At 30.1% G+C, this 539-nt stretch carries 1 protein-coding gene; it reads left to right on the forward strand.

What is annotated here, in order from left to right; all coding sequences use genetic code 11:
• Positions 1-100 precede the first annotated feature (100 nt).
• Positions 101-539, forward strand: a 439-nt coding sequence (locus ACYVR3_RS16210; protein ID WP_461245024.1) for a hypothetical protein, incomplete at its 3' end; no start/stop codon positions are given.

The raw sequence follows: 539 nt of genomic DNA on the forward strand, positions 1-539 counted from the left end.
TCATAAGGGAAGGCATTCCCTATTTCTATACAATTCAGAAATCTTTTATGCATTTACACACGATATTTTACGCTCTCCGAAATCAATTGGTAATGCGAATATGTTCGATTTTATTATTGCTATTGATGGTGGTTATGCGGAAATACCTATTGAAAAAGATTTTCCATCTTCGTCATTGGGTATGTTTCAGTTCGGTGCGACTTTGTTAAAAAAAGATGATTTACAAGATTTGCGAGAAAGTGAGTTTATTTCACCGCAATTAATGCAAAAAATTCGTAATGTTGAGCATGAACAATTTTGTTTACCATTAAAAAATTGTAACTATCGAAATAATAAAGATTTTAATACGTCGTTTAGAGAGGCCATATTTGATTTATTTAACACTAGTAAAGAATCTGGTTCAGATTATACGTTACTAGATGATTTATATTGGTTAATTTTTAGAAAATATAAACATATTAGTGATCCTGAATTATTCATACCTTCCAAAAAAGTCGTCAGTTTTCATGTTTTTCAAAAACTGACGGCTTTTGATCTTG

It is taken from the genome of Secundilactobacillus muriivasis (assembly GCF_054785195.1).